This is a genomic window from Streptomyces sp. NPDC042201 (assembly GCF_055582185.1).
Genome location: NZ_JBVJDS010000013.1, coordinates 111777 through 133546, shown reverse-complemented (window position 1 = coordinate 133546; position 21770 = coordinate 111777). Strand labels below are relative to the sequence as shown.

Sequence of the window (21770 nt, the reverse complement as noted above, 5' to 3'; positions counted from 1 at the left end):
CCGGCCCTGACGAGGGGAAGGGTTCAATGGGGGCGGGGTTTGTCTTCTGTGCGGATCCGCTGCGGGCGAGCCGGACGGATCCGGTGTTCGCCGAGGAGGCGGCTCTCGCCAGGGAGCACGGCGCGGCGGTCGCTCTCCTCGACCATGACGCGCTGCTTGCCGGGGACACGGCGGCCGCGCTCGCGCGGGTGAGGCGGGACTCGGGGCCGTACTGGTACCGGGGCTGGATGATGCCGGCGGCGGTCTACGAATCGCTGGAGCGTGGGCTGTACGAGCGGGGCTGCGCGCTGCTGACTGGTGCGGGCGCGTACCGCCGCGCCCATGAACTGCCCGGCTGGTACGAGGAGTTCGCCCACCTCACACCGCGCAGCGGCTGGCAGGCCGGGCAGCCAGGTGCTCCCCCGGCGCAGGACGAGCTGGCCGCCCTCGCGGCTCCGCTCGGGACGGGCCCCGGGGTGGTGAAGGACTTCGTCAAGTCCCGTAAGCACGAGTGGGACGAAGCGTGCTTCGTACCCGAACTGACGGACCCCGCCGGGGTCGCGGCCGTGGTGGGCCGGTTCTTCGCGCTCCAGGAGGATTCCCTCGCCGGGGGCGTGGTGCTGCGTGCGTACGAGCGGTTCGTGCCGGGCGGCGAGGCCCGGGTGTGGTGGCTGGACGGCACGCCGGTGCTCACCACCGCCCACCCGGACACGCCCGGCCGGCTGCCGGAGCCGGAGCTGGGCGCGGTGCGCGTCGCGGTGCGGGCGCTCGGCTGCCGGTTCGTGACGACGGACATGGCGCTGCGCGAGGACGGTGCGTGGCGGGTGGTGGAGGTGGGGGACGGCCAGGTGAGCGGCCTGCCGGCCGGGGCGGACGCGACGGAGCTGTTCGCGGCCCTGGCCGGCGCCGATACCTCCGGTCAGCGGCGGAGACCGCCCTCCGAGTCGATGACCTGACCGGTGATCCAGCCGGCTTCGTCGGTGGCCAGCCAGGCGATCAGCCGGGCCGGGTCGTCGGGCATGCCCCAGCGCCCGGACGGGAACATCGCGGCGATGGCGTCGTAGTCCGCCCCTGACAGGTAATCGGTGTCGACGGGGCCTGGGTTGACGGTGTTGACCGTCACCCCGATCTCCGCGAGCGAGGTGGCGAGGGACCGGGTCGCCGAGGCGAGGGCGCCCTTGGCCAGGCCGTACGCGATCTCGTCCGGCATCCCGCCCGCGAGATCCTGGCCCGAGGTCATCATCATGACCCGGCCGCCGGGCGCACGGTCCGTACCGTCCGTGGGCGTGGAACGGAGCCGGGCGTACGCCTGGATGAGCAGGATCACCGACCGGGTGTCGACCGCCCAGTGGGCGTCGAGCATCGCCGCGTCGATGGTGTCGAGCGTGCCGTCGGAGCCGCTGAGCGCGTGGTTGGCGACAAGGATGTCCAGCCTGCCACCGAGCGCCTCGGCGGCGGTGGTGATCAGCGCGGCGGGTGCCTCGGTCCCGGAGAGATCCCCGGGACCGTGCACCACGCGCGCGTCCGGATCCGCGCGTGCCTCACGTACGAGAGCGGCGACTCCTTCCGGGCCCTCGGGGTCGGCGCCCCAGGGCTGGCCGGCGTCGTGCGGCACATGGTGATGGAGATAGACGGAGGCTCCGTACGCCGCGAGGCGCCGGGCCACCGCGCAGCCGATGCCGCCACGACGGCTGGCCCCGGTGACAAGAGCGGTCCTGCCGAGCAGCGGCAGCGGGTCGCGGCGCAGGGCTTGGGCGGTGGGAGGTGCGAGTTTGGGCATGGGCACCCATGATGGTCGGCGCCGGGCCGGCTGTCATACGGATTACGAGCCGCCGTCCCGGCCCGGTCCGCTCGGGAGGGCCGGTCTGGTCGCGATGACGACGGTGGCGTCGAGTTCGTCGGACGTGGCCACCCGCGGGATCAGCCCGTCACGGGCGACGGTGTCGACGGCCCGCGGCGCTTGGCGCTCGCTCGTCTCGAACAGCAGATGGCCGCCCGGTGCCAGCCACACCGCCGCCGCGGCCGTCACCCGCCGCAGGACGTCGAGCCCGTCCGCGCCCCCGTCGAGTGCCACCCGCGCCTCGTGCACACGGGCCTCCGGGGGCAGCAGCCCGATCTCCTCGGTCGGCACGTACGGCACGTTGGCGAGCAGGACGTCGACGCGGCCCCGCAGCGTGGCGGGCAGCGGGTCGTAGAGGTCTCCCTCGAACACCTCACCACCGGCGGCGACGACGTTGCGCCGGGCACAGCGCACCGCGGCGGGGTCGATGTCGGCGGCGTACCACTCGGCGTGGTCCAGGGCCGCGACCAGCGCCGCGCCCAACGCGCCCGAGCCACAGCACAGGTCGACGACGACAGCGCGCGGCGGGGCGAGGACGGCGGCCTCGCGTACGAGGAACTCGGTGCGGCGCCGGGGTACGAAGACCCCGGGGTCCACGGCCACCCGCAGACCGCAGAACTCCGCCCAGCCGAGGACGTGTTCGAGCGGGAGGCCGTCGACCCGCCGGTCCACCATGGCGGCGAGGCCGGCCGGTGTCCTGGCTTCGGCGATGAGCAGGCGTGCCTCGTCCTCGGCGAAGACACAGCCGGCGGCCCGGAGCCTGGTGACGATGGCGGACGAAGGGAGAAACGACGGGGAGAGCGACATGGGAGCCTTTCGGGATGCCTGTGGGGCTCCCTCGGTCACCTATGCCTGACGGACCGCGCGGTCATGAGAGGGGAGCACCCGACCTGATACAGCGGTAATGGGTCTCACCTCCTCGGTACGTCCACTGCTGGAGACGGCAACACTACCCGAGCCCCACCGCCACGCGCAGACCTTCGCACCGAGCCGAGCCGGGGGCCGCCGGCCCCCGGGAAAACGGGTACCGGCGCATCCGTCCCGTACGGCAGCCTCGTCGGCATGACGACGCGCACGCTCTATCTCTCCCCCCGCGTGACCTCGACGGCCACCGCCCTCGCGGCGGCCGCCGCGCGCCGCGGGATACCGTCGCGGACGCTGCACGCCCGACGGGTTCCCGAGGAGCATCGGGGGGATCCAGGAGCGGCGCTCTACGCCGGGCCGCTGTTCGCCGACACGGTCGCGCGGGAGCTGGGGCTCGAGCTGCTGGAGGCGCACGAGGACTGGCTCGCGACGCTGCCGTACGAACTGACCCGGCGCCGGATCGAGTGTCTGGCCATCGGACGGGCCCGGGAGCTACGCGTCCCGGCCTTTGTGAAGCCGCCCAACGACAAGAGCTTCCCGGCGAAGATCTACTTCGACGGCAGCCGGCTGCCGGGACCAGACGCCGTGGACGACGACGCGCTGGTACTGGTCAGCGACATCGTGGCGTTCACCGCGGAGTTCCGGCTGTTCGTGCTGGACGGCGAGGTGGTCACGGGCAGCCGCTACGCGGTGCACGGCGAGATGGACATCGCTCCGCTGGAGAGCGATCCACGGCGTGCCGAGGTGCTGGACTTCGCCGCCCGGCTCTTCGCACCGAAGGTGCCCGCGCTGCCGAGTGCGGTGGTCGTGGACGTCGGTACGGTCGACGAGGGCGCGGACGGCAGGGCATGGGCGGTCGTGGAGGCCAACGCGGCCTGGGCCAGCGGGCATTACGCCTGTGACACCGACGCCGCGCTCGATGTCCTGCTGCGCGCGGCACGCCCCGTCGCGGACCCGGTGGACGCGCCGTTCCTGCGTCCGCTGCCCACCGTCGTAGGGTGATCGGGCGCCGTACGAGGGGTCAGCAGCCGCAGTCCGCCGGGCCGGCCGGCGCGGTCAGCGGATCGGCGGCGCGGCGCTCCCGGCCGTGCCGGGTCTCGACCTCGAAGCCCTCCCGGATCCAGTACTCGATGCCGCCGAGCATCTCCTTGACGCGGTAGCCGAGACCGGCGAGGGCGAGCGCGGCGCGGGTGGCGCCGTTGCAGCCGGGGCCCCAGCAGTACGTGATGACCGGCACCGCCTGGTCGAGGAGCCGCTCCGCCTGTCCGGCGATCAGCGCGGTCGGCAGATGGACCGCGCCGGGGACATGGCCCTGGTCCCACGACGCGGTGGAGCGGGAGTCGAGGACCACGAATCCGGGGTCGCCGCCCGCTTCCAGCGCGGCGGCGACATCGGAGACGTCCGCGTGGAATGCGAGGCTCGCGCCGAAGTACGCGACGGCCTCGGCGGGGGTGGCCGGCGGAATCCGCAGGACGGGGCTGGGGGAGTCGGAAGGACCGGGAACGGCGGGCGGGGAGGTGCTGAGAGACGTGGTCATGACCAGAAATCTACGGTCGCCGATCCGTCTGCTGAAGAGGAATTCCCCGGCGCTTGCCTTGATGGACCGGTGCTTTCCCTGCTATTTCTCGGTGATGACCGAGTATTCACCGGACGCCACGGACTGGCACATTCTGGACACCCTGCAACGCGACGGCAGGATCAGCTTCGCCGAGCTCGCCCGGGCCGTCTCGATGTCCCCGAGCGCGGTGACCGAGCGGGTGCGCCGGCTGGAGGAGGCCGGGGTGATCTCCGGCTACACCGCCGTGGTCGACCGGGAGCGGCTCGGCCGGCCGATCCTCGCCTTCGTACGGCTGCGCTATCCGAACGGCAACTACAAGCCGTTCCACGATCTGCTGGAGGCAACCTCCGAGATACTGGAGGCCCACCATGTGACGGGCGACGACTGCTTCGTACTGAAGGTCGCCGCCCGCTCCATGAGCCATCTCGAAGAGATCTCGGGCCGCATCGGGGCGCTGGGCTCGGTGACCACGAGCGTGGTCTACTCGTCCCCGCTCGCCCGCCGTTCGCTCAGCCGCTGAGCACAGCCGCCTGAGCTCGGCCGCCTGAGCTCGGCCGCCTGAGCACAGCCGTCAGCCCGCCACGCGCTGGCGGACCGCCGAGCCGTGCCGGTCCTTGACGATCTCCAGCTGGGTGGGGATTCGGCGGCGCAGATCGGCGACATGGCTGACGATGCCGACGCTGCGGTCCCGTTCCCGCAGCGAGTCCAGCACGTCCAGGACCTCGTCCAGCGTCTGGTCGTCCAGGCTGCCGAAGCCCTCGTCGATGAAGAGGGTGTCCAGCCGTACGCCCCCGGCCTCGTCGGTGACGACATCCGCGAGGCCGAGCGCGAGCGCGAGGGAGGCGAAGAAGGTCTCGCCACCGGAGAGCGTCGCGGTGTCCCGCGCGCTGCCGGTCCAGGCGTCGATGACCTGGAGCCCCAGACCGGACCGCCGCTGGCCGCCGGCCCTGGCGTCGGAGTGGACCAGGGCGTAGCGGCCGGAGGACATGCGCTGGAGCCGTACGGTGGCGGCGGCCGCGACCTGTTCGAGGCGGGCGGCCAGGACGTACGACTCCAGGCGCATCCTGCGTTCGTTGTCGGTGGAGGTGCCCGCGGTGAGCCCGGCGAGGCGGGCCACCCGGTCGTACTCCTCGCGCACCGGGCCCAGTCCGCGCACCTCGGCCTCGGCCCGCCGGGAGAGCCTGCCCAGCTCGGCGCGGCGGTCCCGGGCGGTGGCACAGGCGGACGACGCGTCGCGCAGGGCGCGCTCGGCCGCCCGGTGGGCGGCTTCGGCGGCGCCGGGGTCGGCGGCCGGACGGCCGGCGGCGGCCTTCGTCTCCGGTTCGGCGAGCCGGTCGGCGACGGCGGCGGCCTCGGCCTGCCAGTCGTCGAGGCGGTGCTGAAGGTCGCGCCGGGACGCGCCGGTGAGCAGGGCGGACGCCGCGGCCTGCGGGGTGTCGAAGCCGGCCCGGAAGGCGGCGTCCGCGAGCCGGCCGTCGGCCTCCTTGAGGCGCAGCGCGGTGGTGTCGTAGGACCGTACGGCTTCGGCGGCTTCGGACAGCCGCCTGGCCCGGCGCTCCAGTTGCTCGGCGCGCTCGGCGACGCTGTCCGCGTCGCCCCGGGCGCGTACCAACTCCGCTCGCAGCACGGTCTGTTCGCGATCGAGGGCTTCACGCCGCGAGGTGCGGGCCGCGACCCGGTGTTCGGCCTGCCGCCGGGCGTCGAGCCGGCCCTCGTGCTCACGCTCGGCGCGGCCGAGGGCCTCGCGGGCGGCGTGCGTACCGGCCGCGACCCGGTGTGCTTCGGTGTGTTCCCGCTCCAGCCGCTCGGTGAGCGCGGCGAGTTCGCCGAGGCTCGACTCGCCGGCCGCCGCACGGGCCGCCGCGTACCGCTCCCGTACGGCCGCGTGCGCGCGCTCGGCCTCGCCCCGGGCCAGGTCGGCGCGCCGGTACGCCGCCTGCGCCGCGTCCTCCGTGGCGGAGTCCACCTGGCCGTCGGCCGCCCGCGCCGGCACGGGATGCGCGTCCGAGCCGCAGACCGCGCAGGGCTCGCCGTCGACGAGCCGGGCGGCCAGCTCGGCCGCGATGCCCCGCAGCCGTCGCTCCCGCAGGTCGAGCCAGGTCTCATGCGCGGTGTTGGCGTGTTCCCGGGCGGAGCCGAGCCGCTGTTCCGCGTCGGTGGCGGCCGCTTCGAGGGTGTCGCGCAGGCGGGCCGCTTCGAGCCGGTGACGGGCGGGGTCGAGCTGTCCGGCGAGCTGTTCCGCGCGGGTCGCCGCCTCCTGGGCGGCCTCGATACGGTCCTGCACCGTCCGGCGTACGGACTCCCAGCCGGCCAGCCAGCCGGCCGCTTCGTGGAGGATCTCCTCGTCGGCCCGCGCCTGCCGGTCCAGATCACCGTGTTCGGCCGTGATCTCCGCGCTGCGCCGCTCCGCGCGCCGGGCCGCGTCGAGCGCGCCGAGTTTCTGGCGCATGGTCCGTTCCAGCGCGGCCAGTTGTTCCGCACCGGCGTCGGCGAGACCGGACGACAGCAGGTCCCGTGCGCGTGCGTACGCGCTGGCCGCCGTGTGATGCGCCTGCTCGGCGTCGTCGCGCAGGGCGAGCGCCGGGGCGACCAACTCCGCCTTGTGGGCGCGCTCCAGGAGCGCCTGCGCCCGCTCGCACTCCGGGCGGCGCGCTTCCAGCGCCTCGGCCCGCAGCCGGGTGTCCGCGAACCGCTGCTGCAGCCTGGCCAGTTCACGTTCGGCGTCCAGTGCCTGCCGGGCGGCCCCCTGCCGGCCCTCGGCGGCGGACAGCGCCGACTCGGCGATGTCGGCGCACTCATGGGCGCCGGACCGGGCGAGCGCGGCCCATTCCAGGACGGCGGAAGCGAGCCCGGCGTCGCCCGGCTGCCGGTCGGGCAGCGGCGGCGCGGAACTGCCGCGCGCCGCTTGGGCGATGCGCTGGGCGATGCCGAGGAGCCGGTCGTCCCCGGCGCGCACCTGATGCTCGGCGGCGCGGCGCAGCTCGGCGAGCCGCTCCTCGACGGCGGCGAACCGGCGGGTGTCGAAGAGCCGTCCGAGCAGCTTGCCGCGCGCCTCGGCGTCGGCGCGCAGAAAGCGTGCGAAGTCGCCCTGGGGCAACAGCACCACCTGGCAGAACTGCTCCCGGCTCATCCCGAGGAGCTGGCCGATCTCCTCGCCGAGCTCCTGGTGGGAGCGGCTCATCGCCCGCCAGGCGCCGCTCGCGGCGTCGTACTCACGCAGCCAGCTCTGTGCCTTCTCGGTGGTGAAGCCGGTGCCCTTCTTCTTGAGGCGCAGCTGCGCGGGCCGCCGGGTGATCTCCAACCGGCGCCCGCCCACGGTCAGTTCGAGGCCGACCTCGGTGTATGTCCCCACGGCCGCGTGGTCGCTGCGCAGGGCGGCGCCGGGGCTCTGGCGGGCCCCCGGCACGGCGCCGTACAGCGCGTAGCAGACCGCGTCGAGGACCGAGGTCTTTCCGGCGCCGGTCGGGCCGTGCAGCAGGAACAGCCCGGCGGTGGAGAGCGCGTCGAAGTCGACTTCCTGCGTGGCGGCGAAGGGGCCGAAGGCGGTGATGGTCAGCCGGTGCAGTCTCACGGATTCACCTCACGCACCGTCGCGTCGACCCGGACATCGTCGAAGGCGTCGCGCAGTACGGTGCGCTCCCGCTCGTCGGGCCCGGCCCCGCCCCGTACATGGGCCACGAAGTCCTCCGCGATCTGCTGGTCGGTGCGGCCCGCGAGGCGCTGCGCGTAGGAGGCGAGCGGATCGTCGCCGGCCCGCTCGGGATCGAAGACCAGGCTGAGCGTATACGGGAAGCGCTCGGCCAGCCGGGCCATGGGCTCGGCCGGGCGCACCGGGTCGGTGAGGGTCGCCTCGACCCAGGACTCCTCGTGGCGGGCGAGGGCCGGATCGTCGAGCAGCGCGTCGAGCCGGCCACGGATCCGGGCCAGGGCGCGCGGCACCGGGCAGTCGATCCGCTCCGCCTCGATCTCGCCGTCCGGCCCCAGCTCCACCAGCCACATGGTCTTGCGGTGCGTGGTCTCCGAGAACGAGTAGGCGAGCGGGGAGCCCGCGTAGCGGACGCGCTCGGTGAGGGCCTGGGAGCCGTGCAGATGGCCGAGGGCGACATAGTCGACGCCCGCGAAGATCCCGGCGGGCACGGCGGCGACACCGCCGACGGTGATGTCCCGCTCGCTGTCGCTGGGGTCACCGCCCGCGACGAAGGCGTGCGCGAGGACCACGGAGCGGGTGCCGGGGGCGCGCCCCGCGAGATCGGCCCGTACCCGCTCCATCGCGGCGCCGAGCACGGCCTCGTGTCCGGCCTTCGACGCCTTGAACTCGTCCTTCACCAGAGCGGGTTCGAGATACGGCAGACCGTAGAAGGCCACGTCGCCCCGGGCGTCGGAGAGCAGGACGGGGGTGGCGCAGCCGGCCGGGTCGGTCCGCAGATGGATCCCGGCCCGCTCGATGAGACCCGCGCCGACACCGAGCCTGCGGGCCGAGTCGTGGTTCCCGGAGATCATCACGGTCGGTACGCCCGCCTCGGCGAGGCGGTGCAGCGCCCGGTCGAAGAGCTCCACGGCGGTGAGGGGCGGCACGGCACGGTCGTAGACATCACCCGCCACCAGAACCACGTCCACGTCGCGGTCGCGGACCGTCGCCACGAGGTGGTTGAGGAAGGCGGCCTGGGCGTCGAGCAGACTCACCCGGTGGAACGACCGTCCCAGATGCCAGTCCGACGTGTGCAGAATCCTCAAAGCTCAGCTTCTCCTCGGCGTCCGGGGCGGGGTGGGGTGGGTGAGTGGGTGGGCGAACCGTCGTCAGATGTCAGAAGAACGTCTCCGCGCCCAGTTCCAGCACCGCCGTCCCCGCCGTCGTGTCCGCGAGCCACGCCCGGAACTCCTCCACCTCGGTGTCCGGCAGACCGATCCCGATCGTCACCGCCTCCGCGTACCGCACCTCGCGCACCGCGCGGCCCATCGCGCGCAGATCGTTCTCCAGCCGGCCCGCGCGCTGGTGGTCGACGGTGACGGTGGCGAGCCGGAAGCGCTGCCGGGTCAGCGTGCCGACCGTGTCCAGGGCCTCGCCGACCGCTCCCCCGTACGCCCGGATCAGTCCGCCCGCCCCGAGCTTGACCCCGCCGTAGTAGCGGGTGACGACCGCTGCGGCGTAGCGCACCTCGCGGCGCATCAGCATCTGCAGCATCGGCACCCCCGCGGTGCCGCCCGGTTCGCCGTCGTCACTCGCCTTCTGTACGGAGGCGTCGGCGCCGATCACATAGGCGTAGCAGTTGTGGGTGGCCGTCGGGTGCTCCCTGCGGACGCGTGCGACGAACTCCTGCGCCTCCCGCTCGCTCGCGGCGGGCGCGAGCGCGCAGATGAAGCGCGACCGGTTGATCTCGGTCTCGTGCACGCCCGCACGGGCGACGGTCCGGTACTGCTCCTGCATGCCCCCACCCTATGCAGGCGTACCGGCCAGGACGGGCCCGGGGGAATCGCCAGGACCGGCCGTCTGTTGTCATGGGGCGAACCGACGACCACAGGAGGCAACCGTGTACGGCGACCCGACCACCATCCGCAGGGTCCTCACGGAGCGGGGCGACACCTGGGCGGTGGTGGGACTGTCCTCGAACCAGCAACGCGCGGCGTACGGAGTGGCGGCGGTCCTGCAGCGCTTCGGCAAGCGCGTCGTACCGGTGCACCCCAAGGCCGAGACAGTCCTAGGCGAGCAGGGCTACGCCTCGCTGGCCGACATCCCCTTTCCCGTCGACGTGGTGGACGTCTTCGTCAACAGCGCGCTGGCGGGGCCGGTCGCGGACGAGGCGGTGGCGATCGGGGCGAAGGCCGTGTGGTTCCAGCTCGGGGTCGTCGACGAGGAGGCGTACGAGCGCACCCGCGCGGCCGGTCTCGACATGGTGATGGACCGCTGCCCCGCCATCGAGATCCCCCTGCTGGGCGGCTGAGCGGCTGAGCGGCCGGGGCCGGCGCGTCAGACGCCGAGTCCCTCCAGGACCACCGCGCCGGGCAGGCCCGCGAAGACCTTGCCGGGGACGATCAGCTTGCCGCGGCGGCGGCCGCTGCCGATCAGGACCCATTCGGTGTCGAGCACCGCGGAGTCCACGAGCAGCGGCCAGCCGGCGGGCAGCCCGATCGGGGTGATGCCGCCGTACTCCATGCCGGTCTCCGCGACCGCCGTGTCCATCGGCGCGAACGAGGCTTTGCGCGCGCCGAGTTGCCTGCGGACCGCGCCGTTGACATCGACGCGGGTCCGGGACAGCACGACACACGCCGCGAGCGTCGACTCGCCGCCCCGCTTGCCCGCCACGACCACGCAGTTGGCGGACTGGTCGAGCAGCTCGGCGCCGTAGTGCTCGGTGAAGGCCGCCGTGTCCGCGATGGCCGGGTCGGTGTCGACGAACACCAGCTGCTCGGCGGGCACATCGCCCTGCCACGCGCGGACCGCGTCGGCGACCGGCTGGGTGAGCAGGTCGAGGCAGTCGGGGGCGGGGCGGGCGTTGTCGAAATGTCCCAGGGGAGCGCGCATGCGCGTCACGTTAACAGCGCTCCCCCGGCCGCGATCCCGGCGTCTCAGCCTGCGGGCGGGATGGAGACGGACATGATCAGCTCGACCGTCCCGGCGCCGTCGTTGCGATAGGTGTGCGGGACGTTCGCCTCGAAGGCCGCCGACGCGCCCGCCGGTACGGAGTGCGGCTCGCCGTCCACGACGAGGGTCAGCTCACCGGCGGTCACATGGAGCAGTTCGGTCGTGCCGGCCGGATGCGGATCGGATGAGCTGGCGTCGCCGGGCATCAGCGTCCAGGACCACAGTTCGACCGGGCCGCGGGCCTCGGCGCCGACCAGCAGGGTGGTGCGGCTGCCGGCCGGTGTGGACCACATCCGTACGGCCTGGCTCCCGGGCACGACCGTGACCTGGGGGCCCTTCTCGTAGTCGAGGAGTGTGGTGATGGAGACGCCGAGGGCGTCGGCGATCTTGACGGTGGTGCCGACGCTCGGGTTGGTACGGGCCTGCTCGATCTGGATGATCATTCCGCGGCTGACGCCCGCCCGTGCGGCCAGGGCGTCGAGCGTGAAGCCCCGCTCCCCCCGCCAGCGCTTGAGATTGCGGGCGAGCGACTGCGTGAGCTGGTCCAGGTCCGACACATTCCGTCCAATATGCGCAAGGGGAGCGTTCAACAGGCCGCACTACGGTGGGGTGCACCCGATCGTTCATCGCACTGTACTGCGAGGACCCCGGCCGAGCCCGTTCCCCTCCGTTGTCTAGGGTCTTTCGTTTGGATCAGGCCGGATCAGGGAGCGGGGCCTGGTGCCGTGTATCGCAAGGCGGAGGAGGGAGTCATGGCGGAGCCATGGCGACCGACGACAACGCGGCGAGGTGCGGCACCAGGCCCCGCGAGCCCGGCATGATCCAAACGAGAGGCCCTAGGTCTCCGGATCCAGTTCGGCGAGGGCCAGCAGCTGCTCGGGAGTAATGCCCTCCGGGATCGGCACAGGCGCGGGGGTGCGCAGCGGCGGCTGCCAGCCCAGCTCCGGATCCCAGCTCCGTACGACCCGGGCGGGCGCCCCCGCCACCACCGCGTGGTCCGGCACCTCTCCCCGTACGACGGCGCCCGCGGCGACCACCACGTTCCGGCCGAGCCGGGTGCCGGGCAGGATCACCGCGCCGGTGCCGAGCCAGCAGCCGGGACCGATCTCCACCGGTTCCATGCGGGGCCACTGCGTGCCGACGGGCGTCTTGGGGTCGTCGTAACTGTGGTTGGTCGAGGTGATGTAGACGTACGGGCCGCAGTACGTCTCCGTGCCGATGGTCACCGTGGTGTCGGCGATGACATGGCTGCCACGGCCGAGCACCACACCGTTGCCCAGCGTCAAAACCGTGTCGGGGCCGAGGTCGAGACCGGGCATCATCCCCGCGGTCAGCGTGACCTGCTCGCCGATGACGCAGTGGTCGCCCAGCTCGATCCACGGCTCGCCGAACACCGTGCCCTGCGGAAAGGCCAGCCGGGTGCCGGTGCCGATCCGGCGGAAGCGCAGCCGCCCCGGACGCCCGGCGCTGACCGCGCCCGCCTCCTGGACCCAGCTCCAGCCGCGATGGACGGCCCGCGAGACGAGACGGCGCCACCAGGCGGTCAGCGAGGAGAACGTGTTTCTGTCCTTCGGCACGCCGCCACCGTACTCTTCGTGCCCTCCGCACTCTTCGCGCCCTCTGAGCTCCCCCGCGGCCGCCATATGCGCTCCCCCCGCCGACGCGACGGACCGAGTTGGCTGGAATCCGCTGATCACAGGGGGTATCGGCGCTCCGGGCGGAGGGTTCCTGAAGGCCGGACGGGCGACAATCAGGTCCGTACCGGCAGGACCGGACCCGGATGGCACGGTCGGCGGCAGCTTCCTCAACTACCACGCCACCATGGGCCGGTGGGTGACTTCGGGCCGAACTCTTCCGTTGTACCGGCTCCGGCCGTTCTGAGTCTTCCCGCACCGCACGGCCTGGTTAGCATGAGCGCCACATGTGGTGCGGAAGATCGCCGTCCTCATCGGTGTCCGATCCCGCCCGTGCGGCCGAAGCGCGCTGGTCGGCCGGCTGTTTCCCCCCGCACTCAAGTACCGAGGGACCGCGGAATGTCAGTGCCTGTCGCCCCCACCCCGCACCGCATACGCACCAAACGGTCGTTGTCGCTCGCCGTCCCCCTGGCTCTGCTGGTGGTGGCCGGCGCGGCAGCGGGCGCGGTGGCCGCCGCGGCCCCCGGGCCCGCCCGTACCTGGGTCGCGGCCACCGTCGCGGTCGCGTGGGTGTGCGTGGCGGTCACGCTCGTCACCACCGCGCTGATACTGCGGCGTGGTGCGGTCACGGCCGACAGCGAGCTCAGCACGGCGCGGACGCAGCTGGCCCAGGCCGGCGCGGAGTCCGCGCATCTGCTGAACGTCACGCTGCCCTCGGTGGTCAAGAGACTGCGGGACGGCGCGAGCGCCGAGGAGACGCTCGCCGTCACAGCCCCGCCCTCCGATCCCCAGCTGCGCCGTGTCCTGCAGGCGTTCACCATCGAGGTCGGCGCCGCCGAGGAGCGCGCGGCCGGCGCGGCCGCCGACAGCGAGAGCGCCGTGACGCGGCTGGCGCAGGCGAGCGACGATCTGGACCGGCTGACCACGCGGACGCTCCCCGCCGCGATGAGCGGACTGCGCTCGGGCGGCTCGGCGGACACGGTGCTCGGCTCCGTCGAACCGCCCGCCGATCCACGGCTGCAGGTCCTGCTGTCCACGCTGGTCAGGGACTTCGCCGCCAGCGAGCGGCGTGCCGCCGCGGCCCAGGCGGCCAGCGCGAAGGCACTGAGCCGGGTGCAGGCGAAGGCCGTGAGCATGCTGGCCGATCTGCGCGAGATGCAGGACCGGCACGGCGAAGAGGTCTTCGGGGATCTCCTCAGGCTCGATCACAACACCTCGCAGCTCGGCCTGCTCACCGACCGGCTGGCCCTGCTGATGGGCGGCCGTGCGAGCCGCGCCTGGAACAAGCCGATCGCCATGGAGAGCATCCTGCGCGGCGCGGTGGGCCGGATCGCCGCCTATCAGCGGGTACGGCTGCACTGCTCCACCAGCTCCGCCATCGCCGGGTTCGCCGCCGAGCCCGTGATGCATCTCCTCGCCGAACTGATGGACAACGCCGCGAACTTCTCCCCGCCGATCGACGAGGTGCATGTCTATGTCGAGGAGCGCACCGCCGGTCTGGTGGTGACCATCGAGGACAGCGGTCTGAAGATGGCCGACGCCGCGATGCGGCGTGCCGAGGAATCCGTGTCGGGCCGGATCACCGACCTCGCGCTGCTGCAGGGCACCCGGCTCGGTCTGGCCGTGGTCGGCCGGCTGGCCGCCAAGTACCACATCAGCGTCAACTACCGTCCCTCGTCCCGCGGTGGCACGGGCGTCGTGGTGCTGTTCCCGCCGCAGCTCCTCGCCCAGCAGCGCGGTATGGCGCCGGAGCGCTCCCTGCGGCGCCAGGCCCCGGCGGCGACCCTGCCCGCGCCCGCCGCGCCGCCGGTCACCTCCTCCCCGGCCGCCCAGCCGTCCGCCCAGCCGTCCGCGCCCACCCGTCCCGCAGCGCCGGCGCCGTCCGCGCCGTCCACCCCGCAGGCCGCGCCGGAGCCGGGGGCCGGCGCCGAGGCGGCGACGACCAACGGTCTGCCGGTGCGTCCGCCCGGCCGCACCATGGCGGCGGCCGACCGGGGCAGGCCACGGCCGGCGGCGGAGACGGAGACCGGCACCGTACGGCCCGGCCGCGACGCCGGATCCCAGTTCGGGGCCTTCCACCGCGCACGCCGCACGCCCAAGGACCCTGGTAATCCCGCCGAGTAACCGGCCGCGACTCCCCGTACGGCGCCCGGGGAAACCGGCGCCCATCCCCACCCAGAACGCGAGATTGGAGGCACGGGCTGGTGACCGGCTTACCGGACACAACCCGCCCCACGCACCCCATGCAGACCACTGACAACAGCCTGACCTGGCTCCTCGAGAGCCTGTTGGAACGCACCCCCGGCACGCGGCATGCCCTGGTGCTCTCTCGTGACGGGCTGAAGCTCTGCTGGAGCCGTCATCTCACCCTCGACCAGGCCGACCAGCTGGCCGCCATCTGCTCCGGGATCCAGGCGCTGGCCCAGGGCGCCTCGGTGGAGTTCGGCAACGGCACGGGCGGCGTACGGCACTCGATGACGGAATTCCACGGGGGGCTGCTGTTCATCGTGGAAGCCGGCGACGGGGCCCATCTGGCGGTGGTGGCCGAGGACGGCGCCGACCCCGGTGTGGTGGGCCATCAGATGACCGAGCTGGTCGAGCAGATCGGTGAGCATCTGCGGGCCGAGCCGCGCACACCGGCCCCGGAGAGTTCTCCGTCATGACCCGCCGGCCCGTCGACACCGGGGATCCCGACCGGCTGTACACCGTCACCGGTGGCCGCAGCCGGGTCGACGACGACTCGTTCGACCTGGTCACCCTGATCGTCAGCGAGTGTGAACCGACGCCGGGCATGCAGTCCGAGCATGTCCGGATCCTCGAACTGTGCCGCCATCCCACCGCGGTCGTGGAGATATCCGCGGAGCTGAAGCTGCCGGTGATGGTGGTACGGATTCTCCTCGGCGATCTCCTCGCGACGGGCCGGATCACCGCCCGCCATCCACGCTCGGCGCGATCCCTCGCCGAGCTGCCCGACTCCGCCCTCTTGAAGGAGGTGCTCCATGGACTCCGGAACCTCTGAGCTGCCGGCCCGTACTCCGCTGGCCGACGCCGCCGAGACCGGTCTCAAGATCGTCGTCGTGGGCGGGTTCGGGGTCGGCAAGACCACGCTCGTCCGGTCGGTCAGCGAGATCCGTCCGCTCAACACCGAAGAGGTCATGACGCAGGCCGGGGTCGGCGTCGACGAGACGGCCGGGCTGACCAACAAGACCACCACGACCGTGGCCTTCGACTTCGGCCGGATCAGTCTCAACGACCGCATGGTGCTCTATCTGTTCGGGGCGCCGGGACAGGAGCGGTTCTGGTTCCTGTGGGACCGGCTGTTCTCCGGGACGCTGGGCGCGGTCGTGCTGGTCGACACCCGGCGGATGAGCGAGTCCTGGTACGCCATCGACCGCCTCGAACACCACAAGACGCCGTTCGTGGTCGCGGTCAACCGCTTCGACGAGGACATCTCGGCGTTCTCGCTGGCGGAGATCCGGCAGGCGCTCTCGCTGCCGGAGCATGTCCCGCTGATCGACTGTGACGCGCGGGTCCGCTCGTCCGGCAAGAATGTCCTGATCACCCTCGTGGACCACCTCTACGAACTGGCCATGGCCCGGGAGCTGACATCGTGACCGACCCCGCAGGCATACCAGCCGACCAGGCCCCGCCACCGGGCTGCCCCGCGCACGCCGGCGCGGTGCCGCTGAGCGGCCTGGAGTACCAGCAGACCCCGTCCCAGCTGTACCGCACCCTGCGCAGGGAGCACGGCGCCATCGCTCCCGTCGTGCTCGACGGCGGCATCCCCGCCTGGCTGGTGCTCGGCTACTCCGAGGTCTCGTACGTCACCGGCCACGACGAGCTGTTCGCCCGTGACTCGCGGCGCTGGAACCAGTGGGAGTCCATTCCCGCCGACTGGCCGCTGATGCCGTTCGTCGGCTACCAGCCGTCGGTCATGTTCGCCGAGGGCCGGGAGCACCAGCGGCGGGCCGGTGTGATCACCGAGGCGCTGGAGGCGATCGACCAGTTCGAACTCGCCCATATGTGCCGGGAGATCGCCGAGGGGCTCATCGACGCGTTCGCCGGCAGCGGGCAGGCCGAGCTGATGGCCGCGTACGCGCACGCGCTGCCGATGCGGGCCGTGGTCCGGCTGTGCGGTATGCCGGCCGACGGCCTGGACACCGAGGACCTGGTACGGGATCTGAGGATCTCCCTGGACGCCGCCGAGGGTGACGACCCGGTCGCCGCCTATATGCGGGTGCAGGAACGCATGCGGCAGCTGGTGAAGGACAAGCGGAACAGCCCCGGTTCGGACGTCACGTCCCGGATGCTGTCTCATCCGGCCGGGCTGACGGACGAGGAGATGATCGTCGACCTGATCACCATCATCGCCGCCGCCCAGCAGCCGACGGCCAACTGGATCTGCAACACCCTGCGTCTGCTGCTGACCGACGACCGGTTCGCGCTCAATGTGTCCGGTGGGCGGCTCAGCGTCGGGCAGGCGCTGAACGAGGTGCTGTGGCTGGACACCCCGACGCAGAACTTCATCGGCCGGTGGGCGGTGCGCGACACCCAGCTCGGCGGCCGGCACATCAAGGCCGGTGACTGTCTGGTCCTGGGGCTCGCCGCGGCCAACACGGATCCGCAGATCTGGCCCGAGGGGCATATCGGCCCGGAGAACTCGGCGCATCTGTCGTTCAGCAACGGCGAGCACCGCTGCCCCTATCCGGCTCCGCTGCTCGCCGACGTCATCGCGCGCACCGCGATCGAGACGCTGCTGGAGCGGCTGCCCGACGTGGTGCTGGCCGTGGAGCCGGACGAGCTGGCCTGGCGGCCCTCCATCTGGATGCGGGGGCTGACCGCGCTGCCGGTGGAGTTCACCCCGGTCGTCCAGTAGGGCCGGCCGCCGGGCCCGGGGCATCCCCGGGCCCGGCGGATGCCGTCATGCCGTGACGGGGGTGAACTCCACCGGCAGGGACTGCGGTCCGCGGGTGAACACACCCTGCTCGTGCGGGTCGAACCCGTCGGCCAGCCGGACGTCCGGCATCGCGTCGAGCAGCTGGTTGACGCCGGTCTCGACCTCCGCCTTGGCCAGCAGGGCACCGACGCAGAAGTGCCGTCCGAGCGCGAAGGCCAGATGGTCGGCGGCCGCGGAGAAGGCGGTCGTCGTGGTCAGGTCGTCCCGGAAGATATTGAAGGTGTCCGGCTCCTGGTAGCGGGAGCCGTCGCGGTTGGCGGCGCCGATCAGACAGGTGACCGTGGCCCCGCTCGGTACGGTGCCGCCGCTCAGCTCCACGTCCTTCGCCGTCTGGCGCATGATCATGTGCACCGGCGGGGTGAAGCGGAGGGTCTCCGCGAACGCCCGGTCGATCAGGGTGCGGTCCGCCTGGACGGCCGCGAGCTGCTCGGGGTGCGTCAGCAGATTCGCGAAGATGCTGGCGATGGCCTTGTCGGTGGTCTCGCCGCCCGCGGCGAGCAGCAGGCTGCAGAACGCCTTGATGTCCTCGTCGCTCATCCGTACGCCGTCGACCTCGGCGGCGCAGAGGGTGGAGAGCAGATCGTCACCGAGGTTGTCCCGCCGGTCCCGGATGATCGGGATCATGTACTCGGCGAACTCGACGCGGGTACGGTCTCCGGCCGCCGCGACCTCCGCGTCGCCCGACAGGTTGCCCAGGAAGGCGATGACCGCGGTGTACCAGCCGTGGAACCGGGCGTGGTCGGCCTTGTCGAGGCCCAGCATGTCGGCGATGACGTTGACCGGGAAGCGGGTGGCGAAGTCCTTCACGAGATCGACGGACCCGGTGTGCCGGAACGAGTCGATCAGTTCGCGGGAGTTGCGGTCGATGACCGGCAGGAACTTGTTCTGGAGATCGCTGCCGCGGAAGGCGGGGGCGACCAGCGCACGGCGTACCGAGTGCTCCCGCCCGCTGAGCTGAAGGATCGTTTTGCCGTGTACGGGTTCGATCTGCCAGTCGTAGTTGTCGGTGGTGAACACCGACTCCTTGTCCTTGAAGGCCCGCTCGACATCCTCGTAGCGGGAGATGATGTAGCTCTTTGTGGCCTCGTGCCAGATGAGCGGCGCACTCTCCCGCATCACGCGATAGGCCGGGTAAGGGTTCTCGGCGAACTCGGGCGACAGTATGTCGGGGATCTGCTGTGCGGTGGCCATGAAGCTCCCTCGGTATGTACTCGCCCGATGGGTAACGGGCGGCAGACCCAAGGTTATTGATCATCCGTCATCAGAAGAAGTCCGGTCCTGGCCGACCTGGTGCGGGGCCGCCGGGAGCGGTCGCCTACGGTGCCGGTACGCGCGGCCACGACGTCACGCGCGACCGGGAGCCACCGAGGGGACGACATGACGGAACGGGCATTGATCAGGGGCGTGGGCGGGAAGGAGCCCAGGATCGATCCGACGGCGTTCACGGCCCCGACGTCCGTGGTGGTCGGCGAGGTCACCGTGGCCGCGGGCGCCAGTGTCTGGTACCAGAGCGTGCTCCGGGCCGACTGCGGGGCGATCGTGCTGGGCGCCGACAGCAATGTCCAGGACAACTGCACCCTGCATTCCGACCCCGGCTGCCCACTCACCGTCGGCGCGCGTGTATCGGTCGGCCACAACGCCGTACTGCACGGCTGCACCGTCGAGGACGAGGTGCTGATCGGCATGGGCGCCACCGTCCTCAACGGCGCGCACATCGGCGCGGGCTCGCTGGTCGCGGCGCAGTCGCTCGTACCGCACGGCATGCGGGTGCCGCCCGGTTCACTGGTCGCGGGGGTGCCCGCCAAGGTCAAGCGTGAGCTGACCGAGGAGGAGCGCGCGGGGATCAGGCTGAACGCGGCGGTGTACCTGGATCTGGCGAAGGCACACCGCGAGGCGTACGAGAGCTGAGCGGCGGGGGGCCGAGCGGCGGGCCGGGGCTCCTGGCGGCTTCCGGTCAGTCGGCGGCGCGTACGGCGTCGGGATCGGCCGCCGCCTGCGCGGTCGTCGCCCGCGGGGACTCCGACTGCTCGGCGGCCTTCTTGGCGCGGTTCTTCAGGACGAGCATCGAGATGAGCCCGGTCAGCACCGCGAGCACGAGGCCGAGCCAGGAGAAGCGCTTGAGCCAGGCCTCGGCGACCACGCCCACCGAGTAGATGACGGCGGTCGTACCGCCCGCCCACAGGATCCCGCCCAGCACATTGGCGATCAGGAACTTCCAGTACGGCATGCGCAGCACGCCCGCGAGCGGACCCGCGAAGATCCGCAGCAGCGCGACGAAGCGGCCGAAGAAGACCGCCCACATGCCCCACTTCTCGAAGGACCGCTCCGCCATGGAGATCTGGGCCTCGCCGAAGTGCTTGGGGAACTTCCCGCCGAGCCAGGCCAGCAGCGGCCGGCCGCCCCTGCGGCCGATGGCGTAGCCGATCGAGTCACCGATGATCGCGCCGGCCGAGGCGCAGGCGCCGAGGATGTACGGATCGATGTCGCCGTGCTGGGAGGCGAGCAGCGCCGAGCTGACCAGCACGATCTCGCCCGGCAGCGGGATACCGAGGCTTTCCAGCCCGATGACCACACCCACCAGGAGATAGATGCTGACCGCGGGGATGGTCTCGAGCCACTCCTGCACGTGCAACGCCGGTTCCTCCCGTGATTCCCTGTCCAGCCGTCGGGCTCACCGCCCGGCGCGCGCCTCACAGGCGCACGCCGGGCAGCCTACCTGCTGGCGGGGCGGGGCCGGCGCGGTCAGGAGTTCGGGCGGAGGGTCCAGACCACGGTCATCTCACCCGTGACCGCGCCGTCCTCGCGGGTGAGGGCGACGGTCACGGGGAATTCGGGGCGCGCTCCGCCGTCCAGGTCCGCGACGACATCCGCCGCCGGGCGGCCCAGCGCGGCGGTCGCCGTGAGGGTTCCCATGGCGAGTTTCCGGTAGTCGATCCGCGCCGTGACAGCGAGCGGAACCGCGCGGTGGAGCTGGTCACCGAAGGCGGCGAGCACGATGGCGCCGCTGGCGGACTCGGCGAGCGTGAACATCGCTCCGGCGTGCGGTCCGCCGACATGGTTGTGGTATTCGGGCTGGTCCGGCAGCCGGACGACGGCGCGCTCGGCGGTGGTCTCCAGGAACTCCAGCCGAAGGGTCCTGGCCATGGGGACGGTGGCGGCGAGCATCTCGCCGACGGACATCTGCTCAGCGCTCATGAGGGCGATGTTACCCACGAGTAGTGGGGCTTGGCCATCCCCTGCCGGGGCGGGCGTGGCAGCGGTGGCACGACCCCTCTATGGTTACTCGCCATGTGGCCAGGACAGCAGCCGCCCGGGGGCGAGCAGAACCCGCAGGACCAGAATCCCAATCCGTACCAGCAGCCGGGGTACCAGCAGCCGAATCCGTACCAGCAGCCCGGATATCAGCAGCCCGGTTACCAGCAGCCCGGATATCAGCAGCCGGGGTACCAGCAGCCCAACCCGTACCAGCAGCCGACGGTGCCGCAGTACGGCATACCGGGGCAACCCGGCGGACCCGGTCCTTCGCAGGACAAGAAGAAGACGACCGTCGTCGCGATCGTCGCGGCCACGGCGGTCGTGATCGCCGCCGGGGTCACCGGTTTCCTGGTGCTGAACAAGGACGACGACAAGACGGACCGGGCCGACGGTGACTCCAAGGCCTCCGCGTCCGCGAAGCCGACCGCGAAGCCGCCCGTCGACAACCCCCGGGACGGCTCGGAGAACAAGCCGCAGATCGCGGGCTGGAAGGTCGTGACCAATCCGCAGCACGGGACGCAGTTCGACGTCCCCGCGGACTGGGAGGTCGAGAACCCCGGCGTCATCTCCGGTATCGAGATCGAAGAGGAGGGGGACGGCAACCCCGTCCTCGCCTTCTCCGCCCCCGCCGCCTACAAGTCCGCGTGGTGCTCCGAGGACACCAACAAGGACGGGAAGATGGAGGACCACGGGCTGGGCCGCACCGGCACCAAGGGCGGCCAGGGCGCCACGGACACGGCGTCGGGATCGAAGAACGAGGCGGGCAGCTGGGCCTGGGCCGCGTACGCCCAGCAGGAGACCAAGGCCGTGGCCAAGCAGAAGGTGAAGGTCAGCGAGCCCGAGGCGTACACGACCACCTCCGGGCTCAAAGGACACTTCTCGACCGCCGAGACTACGGGTGTCACCAAGAGGACCAAGTGCGACACCGACGGCAAGTCGATCGCCTTCACCTTCACCAATGCCAAGGGTGACTACGCGACATGGGTGCTCTACACGAGCAGGGACGTGCCGGACGAGATCCCGGACACGACCATCAAGAAGATCCTGGGCACCGTCCGGCTGCTGGGGACCTCCTGAGACGGTCCCGCTGACCGTTTCGCTTT

23 protein-coding genes are annotated in these 21770 nt (G+C 72.1%); 11 read left to right on the top strand and 12 right to left on the bottom strand.

Translation table 11 applies throughout. The features are described from left to right. Positions 1 to 26: 26 nt before the first annotated feature. The gene (locus ACZ6MZ_RS28240) at positions 27 to 935 is read left to right on the top strand and encodes an ATP-grasp domain-containing protein (RefSeq protein ID WP_469355141.1); all 909 of its coding nucleotides are present in this window, start codon (positions 27 to 29) and stop codon (positions 933 to 935) included. Here the strand turns inward: ACZ6MZ_RS28240 and ACZ6MZ_RS28235 are convergent. Together ACZ6MZ_RS28235 and ACZ6MZ_RS28230 are read right to left on the bottom strand one after the other, a co-directional pair. Then, on the bottom strand, positions 899 to 1759 hold the full coding sequence (locus ACZ6MZ_RS28235; protein WP_469355139.1) for an SDR family oxidoreductase: 861 nt from the start codon (positions 1757 to 1759) through the stop codon (positions 899 to 901). The two genes, ACZ6MZ_RS28240 and ACZ6MZ_RS28235, sit on opposite strands and share 37 nt — an antisense overlap. Positions 1760 to 1801: 42 nt before the next feature. Continuing rightward, the gene (locus ACZ6MZ_RS28230; RefSeq protein ID WP_469355137.1) at positions 1802 to 2626 is read right to left on the bottom strand and encodes a putative protein N(5)-glutamine methyltransferase; all 825 of its coding nucleotides are present in this window, start codon (positions 2624 to 2626) and stop codon (positions 1802 to 1804) included. Between the two features lie 255 nt (positions 2627 to 2881). Here ACZ6MZ_RS28230 and ACZ6MZ_RS28225 point away from each other — a divergent pair, with 255 nt between their 5' ends. Next, a complete protein-coding gene (locus tag ACZ6MZ_RS28225) occupies positions 2882 to 3685 on the top strand; it encodes an ATP-grasp domain-containing protein (protein WP_386878892.1) in 804 nt (267 codons plus the stop codon). A 19-nt stretch (positions 3686 to 3704) separates the two neighbouring features. Here the strand turns inward: ACZ6MZ_RS28225 and ACZ6MZ_RS28220 are convergent, their stop codons facing one another. Then, on the bottom strand, positions 3705 to 4220 hold the full coding sequence (locus tag ACZ6MZ_RS28220) for a rhodanese-like domain-containing protein (protein WP_469355135.1): 516 nt from the start codon (positions 4218 to 4220) through the stop codon (positions 3705 to 3707). Positions 4221 to 4314: 94 nt separating this feature from the next. Between ACZ6MZ_RS28220 and ACZ6MZ_RS28215 the strand changes: the two genes are divergently transcribed. Then, the gene (locus ACZ6MZ_RS28215) at positions 4315 to 4761 is read left to right on the top strand and encodes an Lrp/AsnC family transcriptional regulator (protein ID WP_384180692.1); all 447 of its coding nucleotides are present in this window, start codon (positions 4315 to 4317) and stop codon (positions 4759 to 4761) included. A 51-nt stretch (positions 4762 to 4812) separates the two neighbouring features. On the opposite strand, the gene ACZ6MZ_RS28210 is transcribed toward ACZ6MZ_RS28215, so the two are convergent. From ACZ6MZ_RS28210 to ACZ6MZ_RS28200, 3 genes are all read right to left on the bottom strand, one after another. Continuing rightward, positions 4813 to 7812 (bottom strand): AAA family ATPase, encoded by a 3000-nt coding sequence (locus ACZ6MZ_RS28210; protein ID WP_469355133.1) that lies wholly within the window; start codon positions 7810 to 7812, stop codon positions 4813 to 4815. Next, positions 7809 to 8975 carry an exonuclease SbcCD subunit D gene (locus tag ACZ6MZ_RS28205; protein WP_469355131.1) on the bottom strand — a complete coding sequence of 389 codons (1167 nt, stop codon included), beginning with the start codon at positions 8973 to 8975 and terminating at the stop codon, positions 7809 to 7811. Before ACZ6MZ_RS28205 ends, ACZ6MZ_RS28210 begins: the two co-directional genes overlap by 4 nt. 70 nt (positions 8976 to 9045) lie before the next feature. Further along, on the bottom strand, positions 9046 to 9666 hold the full coding sequence (locus ACZ6MZ_RS28200; protein WP_469355129.1) for a YigZ family protein: 621 nt from the start codon (positions 9664 to 9666) through the stop codon (positions 9046 to 9048). A gap of 103 nt (positions 9667 to 9769) precedes the next feature. On the opposite strand from ACZ6MZ_RS28200, the gene ACZ6MZ_RS28195 reads away from it, so the two are divergent. Continuing rightward, positions 9770 to 10180: a CoA-binding protein gene (locus ACZ6MZ_RS28195; protein ID WP_389790938.1), complete on the top strand. Its 411-nt coding sequence runs from the start codon at positions 9770 to 9772 to the stop codon at positions 10178 to 10180. Positions 10181 to 10206: 26 nt separating this feature from the next. On the opposite strand, the gene ACZ6MZ_RS28190 is transcribed toward ACZ6MZ_RS28195, so the two are convergent. The 3 genes from ACZ6MZ_RS28190 to ACZ6MZ_RS28180 form a co-directional block, all read right to left on the bottom strand. Further along, positions 10207 to 10761, bottom strand: a complete 555-nt coding sequence (locus tag ACZ6MZ_RS28190) for a YbaK/EbsC family protein (protein ID WP_389790937.1) — start codon at positions 10759 to 10761, stop codon at positions 10207 to 10209. 44 nt (positions 10762 to 10805) lie between these two features. Beyond that, positions 10806 to 11378, bottom strand: coding sequence for a helix-turn-helix domain-containing protein (locus tag ACZ6MZ_RS28185; RefSeq protein WP_389790936.1), 573 nt, complete (start codon positions 11376 to 11378; stop codon positions 10806 to 10808). Between the two features lie 279 nt (positions 11379 to 11657). Then, positions 11658 to 12398, bottom strand: coding sequence for an acyltransferase (locus ACZ6MZ_RS28180; protein ID WP_469355126.1), 741 nt, complete (start codon positions 12396 to 12398; stop codon positions 11658 to 11660). Between the two features lie 456 nt (positions 12399 to 12854). On the opposite strand from ACZ6MZ_RS28180, the gene ACZ6MZ_RS28175 reads away from it, so the two are divergent. The 5 genes from ACZ6MZ_RS28175 to ACZ6MZ_RS28155 all read left to right on the top strand — a co-directional run bounded on the left by ACZ6MZ_RS28175 (position 12855) and on the right by ACZ6MZ_RS28155 (position 17331). Next, the gene (locus ACZ6MZ_RS28175; RefSeq protein ID WP_469355124.1) at positions 12855 to 14579 is read left to right on the top strand and encodes a sensor histidine kinase; all 1725 of its coding nucleotides are present in this window, start codon (positions 12855 to 12857) and stop codon (positions 14577 to 14579) included. A gap of 119 nt (positions 14580 to 14698) precedes the next feature. Beyond that, positions 14699 to 15118, top strand: a complete 420-nt coding sequence (locus ACZ6MZ_RS28170) for a roadblock/LC7 domain-containing protein (protein ID WP_389790933.1) — start codon at positions 14699 to 14701, stop codon at positions 15116 to 15118. Beyond that, entirely contained in the window at positions 15115 to 15474 is a 360-nt protein-coding gene (locus ACZ6MZ_RS28165) for a DUF742 domain-containing protein (protein ID WP_389790932.1), read from the top strand. The genes ACZ6MZ_RS28170 and ACZ6MZ_RS28165 overlap by 4 nt, the downstream gene beginning before the upstream one ends. After that, positions 15455 to 16069 (top strand): GTP-binding protein, encoded by a 615-nt coding sequence (locus ACZ6MZ_RS28160; RefSeq protein ID WP_469355122.1) that lies wholly within the window; start codon positions 15455 to 15457, stop codon positions 16067 to 16069. Before ACZ6MZ_RS28165 ends, ACZ6MZ_RS28160 begins: the two co-directional genes overlap by 20 nt. After that, positions 16066 to 17331 carry a cytochrome P450 gene (locus tag ACZ6MZ_RS28155; protein ID WP_389790930.1) on the top strand — a complete coding sequence of 422 codons (1266 nt, stop codon included), beginning with the start codon at positions 16066 to 16068 and terminating at the stop codon, positions 17329 to 17331. The genes ACZ6MZ_RS28160 and ACZ6MZ_RS28155 overlap by 4 nt, the downstream gene beginning before the upstream one ends. Positions 17332 to 17376: 45 nt before the next feature. On the opposite strand, the gene ACZ6MZ_RS28150 is transcribed toward ACZ6MZ_RS28155, so the two are convergent. Then, positions 17377 to 18603 carry a cytochrome P450 gene (locus ACZ6MZ_RS28150; protein WP_469355120.1) on the bottom strand — a complete coding sequence of 409 codons (1227 nt, stop codon included), beginning with the start codon at positions 18601 to 18603 and terminating at the stop codon, positions 17377 to 17379. 186 nt (positions 18604 to 18789) lie between these two features. Here ACZ6MZ_RS28150 and ACZ6MZ_RS28145 point away from each other — a divergent pair, with 186 nt between their 5' ends. Next, complete coding sequence (locus ACZ6MZ_RS28145; protein WP_469355118.1) at positions 18790 to 19320, top strand: gamma carbonic anhydrase family protein; 531 nt, start codon at positions 18790 to 18792, stop codon at positions 19318 to 19320. Positions 19321 to 19366: 46 nt separating this feature from the next. Here ACZ6MZ_RS28145 and ACZ6MZ_RS28140 read toward each other — a convergent pair whose 3' ends face one another. Then, the gene (locus ACZ6MZ_RS28140) at positions 19367 to 20044 is read right to left on the bottom strand and encodes a DedA family protein (RefSeq protein ID WP_469355116.1); all 678 of its coding nucleotides are present in this window, start codon (positions 20042 to 20044) and stop codon (positions 19367 to 19369) included. 110 nt (positions 20045 to 20154) lie between these two features. Continuing rightward, the gene (locus tag ACZ6MZ_RS28135) at positions 20155 to 20607 is read right to left on the bottom strand and encodes a DUF4442 domain-containing protein (RefSeq protein ID WP_469355114.1); all 453 of its coding nucleotides are present in this window, start codon (positions 20605 to 20607) and stop codon (positions 20155 to 20157) included. Positions 20608 to 20700: 93 nt separating this feature from the next. On the opposite strand from ACZ6MZ_RS28135, the gene ACZ6MZ_RS28130 reads away from it, so the two are divergent. Continuing rightward, complete coding sequence (locus tag ACZ6MZ_RS28130) at positions 20701 to 21744, top strand: DUF8017 domain-containing protein (RefSeq protein ID WP_469355112.1); 1044 nt, start codon at positions 20701 to 20703, stop codon at positions 21742 to 21744. The last annotated feature ends 26 nt before the right edge of the window (positions 21745 to 21770 follow it).

Bases quoted from the DNA above. Each gene is read 5' to 3' on its own strand.
- ACZ6MZ_RS28200 (WP_469355129.1), bottom strand. From the start codon at position 9,666: ATGCAGGAGCAGTACCGGACCGTCGCCCGTGCGGGCGTGCACGAGACC.
- ACZ6MZ_RS28175 (WP_469355124.1), top strand. From the start codon at position 12,855: ATGTCAGTGCCTGTCGCCCCCACCCCGCACCGCATACGCACCAAACGG.
- ACZ6MZ_RS28150 (WP_469355120.1), bottom strand. From the start codon at position 18,603: ATGGCCACCGCACAGCAGATCCCCGACATACTGTCGCCCGAGTTCGCC.
- ACZ6MZ_RS28165 (WP_389790932.1), top strand. From the start codon at position 15,115: ATGACCCGCCGGCCCGTCGACACCGGGGATCCCGACCGGCTGTACACC.
- ACZ6MZ_RS28235 (WP_469355139.1), bottom strand. From the start codon at position 1,759: ATGCCCAAACTCGCACCTCCCACCGCCCAAGCCCTGCGCCGCGACCCG.
- ACZ6MZ_RS28225 (WP_386878892.1), top strand. From the start codon at position 2,882: ATGACGACGCGCACGCTCTATCTCTCCCCCCGCGTGACCTCGACGGCC.
- ACZ6MZ_RS28160 (WP_469355122.1), top strand. From the start codon at position 15,455: ATGGACTCCGGAACCTCTGAGCTGCCGGCCCGTACTCCGCTGGCCGAC.
- ACZ6MZ_RS28230 (WP_469355137.1), bottom strand. From the start codon at position 2,626: ATGTCGCTCTCCCCGTCGTTTCTCCCTTCGTCCGCCATCGTCACCAGG.
- ACZ6MZ_RS28130 (WP_469355112.1), top strand. From the start codon at position 20,701: ATGTGGCCAGGACAGCAGCCGCCCGGGGGCGAGCAGAACCCGCAGGAC.
- ACZ6MZ_RS28135 (WP_469355114.1), bottom strand. From the start codon at position 20,607: ATGAGCGCTGAGCAGATGTCCGTCGGCGAGATGCTCGCCGCCACCGTC.
- ACZ6MZ_RS28145 (WP_469355118.1), top strand. From the start codon at position 18,790: ATGACGGAACGGGCATTGATCAGGGGCGTGGGCGGGAAGGAGCCCAGG.
- ACZ6MZ_RS28215 (WP_384180692.1), top strand. From the start codon at position 4,315: ATGACCGAGTATTCACCGGACGCCACGGACTGGCACATTCTGGACACC.
- ACZ6MZ_RS28190 (WP_389790937.1), bottom strand. From the start codon at position 10,761: ATGCGCGCTCCCCTGGGACATTTCGACAACGCCCGCCCCGCCCCCGAC.
- ACZ6MZ_RS28170 (WP_389790933.1), top strand. From the start codon at position 14,699: ATGCAGACCACTGACAACAGCCTGACCTGGCTCCTCGAGAGCCTGTTG.
- ACZ6MZ_RS28240 (WP_469355141.1), top strand. From the start codon at position 27: ATGGGGGCGGGGTTTGTCTTCTGTGCGGATCCGCTGCGGGCGAGCCGG.
- ACZ6MZ_RS28220 (WP_469355135.1), bottom strand. From the start codon at position 4,220: ATGACCACGTCTCTCAGCACCTCCCCGCCCGCCGTTCCCGGTCCTTCC.